This is a genomic window from Pseudomonas sp. Sample_23, assembly GCF_004307595.1.
In the GTDB taxonomy this organism is placed as follows: domain Bacteria; phylum Pseudomonadota; class Gammaproteobacteria; order Pseudomonadales; family Pseudomonadaceae; genus Aquipseudomonas; species Aquipseudomonas atacamensis.
The window spans coordinates 75,158-82,683 of record NZ_RCNX01000004.1 but is presented as its reverse complement, the minus strand read 5'-3'; the positions used below and the strand labels follow the sequence as shown (position 1 = coordinate 82,683).

The following is a 7,526-nucleotide window of genomic DNA, read 5'->3' as shown; positions in this document are numbered from 1 at the left end:
TGCCCACGGCAATGTCGCGCTGCCCGCGCAACGCAGCGATCAGCGAAGTCGCCAGCTCCGGCAGCGAAGTGCCGACCGCGACCACGGTCAGGCCGATGACCCGTTCGGACAGGCCCAGGTCGGTGGCCACGACCACGGCGGCGCCGAGCAGCAAACGCCCGGCGAATACCAGCATGGCCAGGCCAGCGAGAATCATCAGCACACTGATCAGCCAGGATTGCTGCGTTTCGGTGGGTCGTTCTGTATGAGGTCGCGTCGAGTGTCGCGACTGGCGGAACAACAAGCCAAGGTACAGCGCCAAGGCCCCGAGCAGCAGGACACCGTCGAAACGTCCGAGGTCTTTATTCCAGGCGAGGATGAATACCAGCAGGCTGGCGCCGATCATCAGCGGGATATCGAGGCGCACCAATTGCCGCGACACGCGCAGCGGGATGATCAACGCCGACAGGCCAAGGGTTACGAGGATGTTGAAGATGCCGCTGCCGACCACGCTGCCGACGGCGATGTCCGGGTTGTCGGTCAGCGCCGCTTGCAGGCTCACGGTCATCTGCGGCGCGCTGCTGCCGAGGGCGACGATGGTCAGACCGATGATCAACGGACGCACGCGCAGGCGCTCGGCCAGACGCACGGCGGCGCGCACCATCAGCTCGGCGCCGATGAGCAAAAGAACCAGGCCGCTGAGCAATTCGATGACGTTGATCAGCGGCAGATCGGCTAGTCCGAAAATGGTCAGCGCTCCATCAGTCGAGGGCCTGCACGCGAACCCGTGCGGTGCCGCTGCGCAGCATGCCGATCTCATCGGCGGCCTCGCGTGACAGATCGATCAGCCGGCCACGGGTGTGCGGGCCACGGTCATTGATGCGGACCACGACTGATTCATCGTTTTTCAGGTTGGTGACCTTCACCCGCGTGCCGAACGGTAACTGGCGGTGGGCGGCGGTCAGGGAATGCTGGTTGAACGCTTCGCCGCTGGCGGTGCGTTTACCGTGATGTTTGGCTCCATAGTAGGAGGCGACGCCGGTCTGGTCGTAACCGTGCGGGTCGATGGTGTCGGTACTGGCGCAACCGGCCAGCAGGGAGAGCAGGGCGCTGCTCAGCAACAGACGCTTCATTCAAAGGTATCCCGGATCAAATGTAGGAGTGACCTGTGGCGAGGGGATTTATCCCCGTTGGACTGCGCAGCAGTCCCAAAACTGAGAACTCGGTTTATCTGGTGCAAATCAAGCTCAGCAATTGGGGCCGCTTCGCGGCCCAACGGGGATAAATCCCCTCGCCACAGGTCCCTTCCACAGGGGATGGAGCCAGGCTTTGGATCTGGCTCCATTGGTGGTCAGCCTTCGAGCTTGCTTTTCAGCAATTCGTTCACCTGCTGCGGGTTGGCCTTGCCTTTCGAGGCTTTCATGGCCTGGCCGACGAAGAAGCCGAACATCTTGCCGCGTTTGGCTTCGTCTGCCGCGCGGTACTGTTCGACCTGTTCGGCGTTGGCCGCGAGCATTTCATCGAGCACGGCGGAGATCGCGCCGGTGTCGGTGACTTGCTTGAGGCCGCGCTTCTCGATGATCTCGTCAGCACTGCCTTCGCCGTTGGCCATCGCTTCGAACACCACCTTGGCGATCTTGCCGGAGATGGTGTTGTCCTTGATGCGCTGCAGCATGCCGCCCAGTTGCTCGGCGGAAACCGGCGAATCCTCGATGTCCAGGCCTTGCTTGTTGAGCAGGCTGCCCAACTCGACCATCACCCAGTTCGCCGCCAGTTTCGCGTCGCCACCGATGGCCGCGACTTTCTCGAAGTAGTCCGCCTGCTCGCGGCTGGTGGCCAGCACGTTGGCGTCGTAGGCCGACAGACCGAACTGGCTCTGGAAGCGCTCGCGCTTTTGCGGTGGCAGTTCCGGCAGGGTGGCACGCACTTCACCGAGGAACGACTCTTCGATGACCACCGGCAGCAGGTCCGGATCGGGGAAGTAACGGTAGTCGTTGGCTTCCTCTTTCGAACGCATCGGACGGGTCTCGTCCTTGTTCGGATCGTACAGGCGGGTCTGCTGGATCACTTTGCCGCCGTCTTCGATCAGCTCGATCTGGCGCTGGATTTCCGAGTTGATCGCCTTCTCGATGAAGCGGAACGAGTTGACGTTCTTGATCTCGCAGCGAGTGCCGAACTCGACCTGGCCTTTCGGCCGTACCGAGACGTTGCAGTCGCAACGCAGCGAGCCTTCGGCCATGTTGCCGTCGCAGATGCCCAGGTAGCGCACCAGCGCGTGGATCGCTTTGACGTAAGCCACGGCTTCCTTGGCGCTGCGCATGTCCGGCTCGGAAACGATTTCCAGCAGCGGCGTGCCGGCACGGTTCAGGTCGATGCCGGTGGCACCGTTGAATTCTTCGTGCAGGCTCTTGCCGGCATCTTCTTCCAGGTGCGCACGGGTGATGCCGACGCGTTTGACCGTGCCATCCTCGAGGGCGATGTCCAGGTGGCCCTTGCCAACAATCGGCAATTCCATCTGGCTGATCTGGTAGCCCTTCGGCAGATCCGGGTAGAAGTAGTTCTTGCGGGCGAACACGTTGTGCTGGCCGATCTCGGCGTCAATCGCCAGACCGAACATCACCGCCATGCGCACCGCTTCCTGGTTGAGCACCGGCAGCACGCCGGGCATGCCCAGATCGATCAGGCTGGCCTGGGTGTTCGGTTCGGAACCGAACGTGGTGGAACTACCGGAAAAAATTTTCGACCGGGTGGTGAGCTGAGTGTGAATCTCCAGCCCGATCACGACTTCCCATTGCATGTGTGTCTCCTCAGAAGCCGGTTGGGGTGCGGGTGTGCCAGTCAGTGTTGAGCTGATACTGGTGGGCAACGTTCAACAGGCGGCCTTCCTGGAAATACGGCGCGAGCAACTGCACGCCCACCGGCAGACCGTCGACAAAACCGGCCGGCATCGACAGGCCCGGCAGGCCGGCGAGGTTGGCGGTGATGGTGTAGACGTCTTCCAGATAGGCTGCGACCGGGTCGCTGTTCTTCGCGCCAAGCTTCCAGGCCGGGTTCGGCGTGGTCGGGCCGAGGATGATGTCGACTTCATTGAACGCAGCCATGAAATCGTTTTTCACCAGACGACGGATCTTCTGCGCTTTCAGGTAGTAGGCGTCGTAGTAACCGGCGGACAGCGCGTAGGCACCGACCATGATCCGGCGCTGTACTTCCGCGCCGAAGCCTTCGCCACGGGAGCGTTTGTACAGGTCGATGAGGTTTTCCGGGTTCTCGCAGCGATGGCCGAAACGCACGCCGTCGAAACGCGACAGGTTGGAAGACGCTTCTGCCGGGGCGATCACGTAGTAGGCCGGAATGGCGTGCTGCATGTTCGGCAGGCTGATTTCCTTGATCACCGCACCGAGCTTCTGCAACTGCTGGATGCTGTTCTGGATCAGCTCGGCAATGCGCGGGTCGAGACCGGCGCTGAAGTATTCCTTCGGCACGCCGATGCGCAGGCCTTGCAGCGACTCGCCGAGGCTGGCGGAGTAATCCGGAACCGGCTTATCGATGCTGGTGGAATCGTTCGGGTCGAAGCCGGCCATGCCTTGCAGCAGAATCGCGCAATCTTCGGCCGTGCGCGCCAACGGGCCGCCCTGATCGAGGCTGGAGGCGTAAGCGATCATGCCCCAGCGCGAAACGCGACCGTAGGTCGGCTTCAGGCCGGTGAGGTTGGTGAACGCCGCCGGCTGGCGGATCGAACCGCCGGTGTCGGTGGCCGTGGCCGCTGGCAACAAACGAGCAGCAACCGCCGCCGCCGAGCCGCCGGACGAACCGCCCGGCACGTGTTCCAGGTTCCACGGGTTTTTCACTGCGCCGTACCAGCTCGACTCGTTGGCCGAACCCATGGCGAATTCGTCCATGTTGGTCTTGCCCAGGGTCACGGCGCCGGCAGCGGCCAGTTTCGCAACGACAGTGGCGTCATACGGGGCTTTGAAGTTGTCGAGCATCTTCGAGCCGCAGCTGGTGCGGATGCCCTGGGTGCAGAACAGATCCTTGTGGGCGATCGGCGCGCCGAGCAGGGCGCCGCTCTCACCGTTGGCCCGGCGTGCATCGGCGGCTTTCGCCTGCTCGATGGCCAGATCCTCGGTGAGGCTGATGAAACTGTTGAGCTGCGGATCGAGCTGGGTAATACGCGCCAGCAGGACTTTGGTCAGCTCTTCGGAGGAAAACTTTTTATCGGCGAGACCGCGGGCGATCTCGGCCAGAGTCATTTGATGCATTGCAGGCTCTTTCCCTTTAGTCGATGACTTTCGGAACCAGATACAGGCCGTTTTCGACCGCTGGTGCGATGGACTGGTAGGCCTCGCGATTATTCGTCTCGGTCACCACGTCGGCGCGCAGGCGCTGACTGGCTTCCAGGGGGTGGGCCAGCGGCTCGATACCGTCGGTATCAACGGCCTGCATTTCGTCGACCAGCCCGAGAATGCTGTTGAGGGCGGAAGTAATGTGCGGAAGATCGGCATCGTTGAGGCCAAGGCAGGCCAGATGCGCGATTTTTTCCACGTCGGAGCGTTCTAGCGCCATCGGGATTCTCCAGTGGAAAACAGAACGGACGGCGTCCGTGTGTTAGATTGTCGGAACACTACCGCACTTCTACGGTCATAAGGCCGCGATTGTGGGGCTTGGTGCACAGAAAAGCGGCCAATTTAACATATTGGCGCCTTGCCCAAAATCCCTGTCGTTGTTAGAGTTTGCCGCACTTTTTTACCCACGCGTTGCCTAGGGTCCCTTTCCCATGTTCAAGAAACTGCGTGGCATGTTTTCCAGCGATCTTTCCATTGACCTGGGCACTGCCAACACCCTTATTTACGTGCGCGAGCGCGGTATCGTCCTGAATGAGCCATCGGTTGTGGCCATTCGGACACACGGTAACCAGAAAAGTGTCGTCGCTGTCGGCACCGAGGCCAAGCGCATGCTCGGCCGTACGCCGGGCAACATTGCTGCCATTCGTCCGATGAAGGATGGCGTGATCGCCGACTTCAGCGTCTGCGAAAAGATGCTGCAGTACTTTATCAACAAGGTTCACGAAAACAGTTTCCTGCAGCCCAGCCCTCGTGTGCTGATCTGCGTTCCATGCAAGTCCACCCAGGTTGAGCGTCGCGCCATCCGTGAATCGGCCCTTGGCGCCGGTGCCCGTGAAGTGTTCCTGATCGAAGAGCCGATGGCTGCTGCGATCGGTGCCGGCCTGCCGGTTGAAGAAGCGCGCGGTTCGATGGTCGTGGACATCGGTGGTGGTACCACTGAGATCGCCCTGATCTCCCTGAACGGTGTGGTCTACGCCGAATCCGTACGTGTCGGCGGCGACCGTTTCGACGAAGCGATCATCACCTACGTGCGCCGCAACTACGGCAGCCTGATCGGTGAATCCACCGCTGAACGCATCAAGCAGGAAATCGGTACGGCCTACCCGGGCGGCGAAGTGCGCGAAGTCGATGTTCGCGGTCGCAACCTGGCCGAAGGCGTTCCACGCGCATTCACCCTGAACTCCAACGAAGTGCTCGAGGCTCTGCAAGAGTCGCTGGCCACCATCGTTCAGGCGGTGAAAAGCGCGCTGGAGCAATCGCCGCCGGAACTGGCTTCCGACATCGCCGAGCGTGGCCTGGTGCTGACCGGTGGTGGCGCGCTGCTGCGTGACCTCGACAAGTTGCTGGCTCAGGAAACCGGTCTGCCGGTGATCGTTGCCGAAGATCCGCTGACTTGCGTTGCTCGCGGCGGTGGCCGTGCGCTGGAAATGATGGATAAGCACACCATGGATCTGCTTTCGAGCGAATAAGCTTCGAATGCAATACGTGGGTGAACGCACAGGCAGCACTTTGCAGTGCTGCCTGTTGGCGTTTATCTTCTGTCAGTCTTCATCCAGGCCGGTTTGATGCCGTATGAATAAACAGAACATTTGCCTGGGAGGAGCGGCTTATTAAACCGCTTTTCACCAAAGGCCCTTCGTTGGGCGTGCGCCTGTTGGTGCTGGCCGTGCTCGCGGTCGCGCTGATGGTGGTCGATGCACGTTTCGACCTGCTCAAGCCCGCGCGCAAGCAAGCGTCGCTGGTGCTCATGGATGCCTACTGGATCACTGACCTGCCCGGCCGCTTGTGGGAAGGGGTCGCCAGTCAGTTCGGCAGCCGCACCGAGCTCGTCGCCGAAAACGAAAAACTCAAGACCGAAAACCTGCTGTTGCAGGGACGCATGCAAAAGCTCGCGGCCCTGACCGAGCAGAACGTTCGGCTGCGCGAGTTGCTCAACTCCTCCGCGCTGGTCAATGAAAAGGTCGAAGTGGCCGAGCTGATCGGCATGGATCCCAACCCCTTCACCCATCGCATCATCATCAACAAAGGTGAGCGCGACGGCGTGGTGCTCGGCCAACCGGTGCTCGATGCACGCGGGCTGATGGGCCAGGTGGTTGAATTGATGCCGTACACCTCGCGTGTCCTGCTGCTGACCGACACCACCCACAGCATTCCGGTGCAGGTGAACCGTAACGGTCTGCGCGCGATTGCCAGCGGCACCGGCAACCCGGAGCGCCTGGAATTGCGTCATGTCGCCGACACGGCGGACATCAAGGAAGGCGATCTGCTGGTCAGCTCCGGTCTCGGCCAGCGTTTTCCAGCCGGTTATCCGGTGGCCACGGTCAAGGAAGTCATCCACGACTCCGGCCAACCGTTCGCTATCGTCCGCGCCGTGCCCACAGCCGCCCTGAACCGCAGTCGCTATCTGCTGCTGGTGTTCAGCGACAGCCGCACTGCCGAGGAACGCGCCAATGACGCCGCCCAGGCGCAGGAACAGCTTGATGCCCACGGCGGTGGCCCGATGTTGCCTGCCAGCGTGCCGAAACCGTTGATCATGCCTGCCACGCCGTCGACCGCTACCGCAGCGCCGGCCACTGAAGCCGCAGCGCCTGCCGCCACGCCAGCCAAGCCCGCCGCGAGCAAACCGCCCGCTGCCGCTCCGGCCGCTGCCAAACCGCCGGCCGCGAGCAAACCACCGGCGAAACCGCCAGCGACTACCGGGGGACGAGAATAATGGTCGGCGCGAAAAAATCCGGAAATGGCTGGATGATCTGGCTGACGTTCTTCGTCGGTATCCTGCTCAGCGTCTCGCCGTTGCCGATCTTCATGGAAATCCTTCGCCCGCTGTGGCTGGCCTTGCTCGTGACGTTTTGGGCGCTGTACATGCCGCACACGGTCGGCATGGTCACCGCGTTCTGTCTGGGTCTGGCCGAAGATGTCCTGCAGGGCGACCTGCTCGGGCAGAACGCGCTGATCCTGACCCTGATTACTTTCCTCGTGTTGTCATTGCAGCAGCGCCTGCGCATGTTCCCGATGTGGCAGCAGTGCCTGGTGATCCTGGTGATCTTCGGCCTCGCACAATTGGCGCAACTGTGGCTCAGCGCTCTGACCGGCAACCGTCAGCCAACCCTGGCGCTGGTCTTGCCGGCGCTGGTCAGTGCCTTGCTCTGGCCGTGGGTCAGCTTCGCCCTTCGCGGGATGTGCCGACGCTACAGAATCTATTGA

At 61.8% G+C, this 7,526-nt stretch carries 8 protein-coding genes; 3 read left to right on the top strand and 5 right to left on the bottom strand.

Going from position 1 to position 7,526, the window contains the following annotated elements; all coding sequences use genetic code 11:
• The 5 genes from D8U82_RS00790 to gatC all read right to left on the bottom strand — a co-directional run.
• A partial coding sequence (locus D8U82_RS00790) for a calcium/sodium antiporter (protein WP_241668027.1) occupies nucleotides 1–643 on the bottom strand: 643 nt, incomplete at its 3' end.
• 97 nt (nucleotides 644–740) lie between these two features.
• Nucleotides 741–1,112 (bottom strand): septal ring lytic transglycosylase RlpA family protein, encoded by a 372-nt coding sequence (locus tag D8U82_RS00785; protein WP_024011604.1) that lies wholly within the window; start codon nucleotides 1,110–1,112, stop codon nucleotides 741–743.
• A 218-nt stretch (nucleotides 1,113–1,330) separates the two neighbouring features.
• A complete protein-coding gene (gene gatB, locus D8U82_RS00780) occupies nucleotides 1,331–2,776 on the bottom strand; it encodes an Asp-tRNA(Asn)/Glu-tRNA(Gln) amidotransferase subunit GatB (protein WP_016771702.1) in 1,446 nt (481 codons plus the stop codon).
• Nucleotides 2,777–2,786: 10 nt separating this feature from the next.
• Nucleotides 2,787–4,238 (bottom strand): Asp-tRNA(Asn)/Glu-tRNA(Gln) amidotransferase subunit GatA, encoded by a 1,452-nt coding sequence (gene gatA / locus D8U82_RS00775; protein ID WP_130901489.1) that lies wholly within the window; start codon nucleotides 4,236–4,238, stop codon nucleotides 2,787–2,789.
• A 16-nt stretch (nucleotides 4,239–4,254) separates the two neighbouring features.
• Nucleotides 4,255–4,542, bottom strand: coding sequence for an Asp-tRNA(Asn)/Glu-tRNA(Gln) amidotransferase subunit GatC (gene gatC / locus D8U82_RS00770; RefSeq protein ID WP_024011606.1), 288 nt, complete (start codon nucleotides 4,540–4,542; stop codon nucleotides 4,255–4,257).
• A 211-nt stretch (nucleotides 4,543–4,753) separates the two neighbouring features.
• Here gatC and mreB point away from each other — a divergent pair, with 211 nt between their 5' ends.
• The 3 genes from mreB (at nucleotide 4,754) to mreD (ending at nucleotide 7,526) form a co-directional block, all read left to right on the top strand.
• The gene (mreB, locus tag D8U82_RS00765; RefSeq protein ID WP_002555108.1) at nucleotides 4,754–5,791 is read left to right on the top strand and encodes a rod shape-determining protein MreB; all 1,038 of its coding nucleotides are present in this window, start codon (nucleotides 4,754–4,756) and stop codon (nucleotides 5,789–5,791) included.
• A gap of 140 nt (nucleotides 5,792–5,931) precedes the next feature.
• Nucleotides 5,932–7,035 (top strand): rod shape-determining protein MreC, encoded by a 1,104-nt coding sequence (mreC, locus tag D8U82_RS00760; protein WP_083387093.1) that lies wholly within the window; start codon nucleotides 5,932–5,934, stop codon nucleotides 7,033–7,035.
• Nucleotides 7,035–7,526, top strand: a complete 492-nt coding sequence (gene mreD, locus D8U82_RS00755) for a rod shape-determining protein MreD (protein WP_024011608.1) — start codon at nucleotides 7,035–7,037, stop codon at nucleotides 7,524–7,526. Before mreC ends, mreD begins: the two co-directional genes overlap by 1 nt.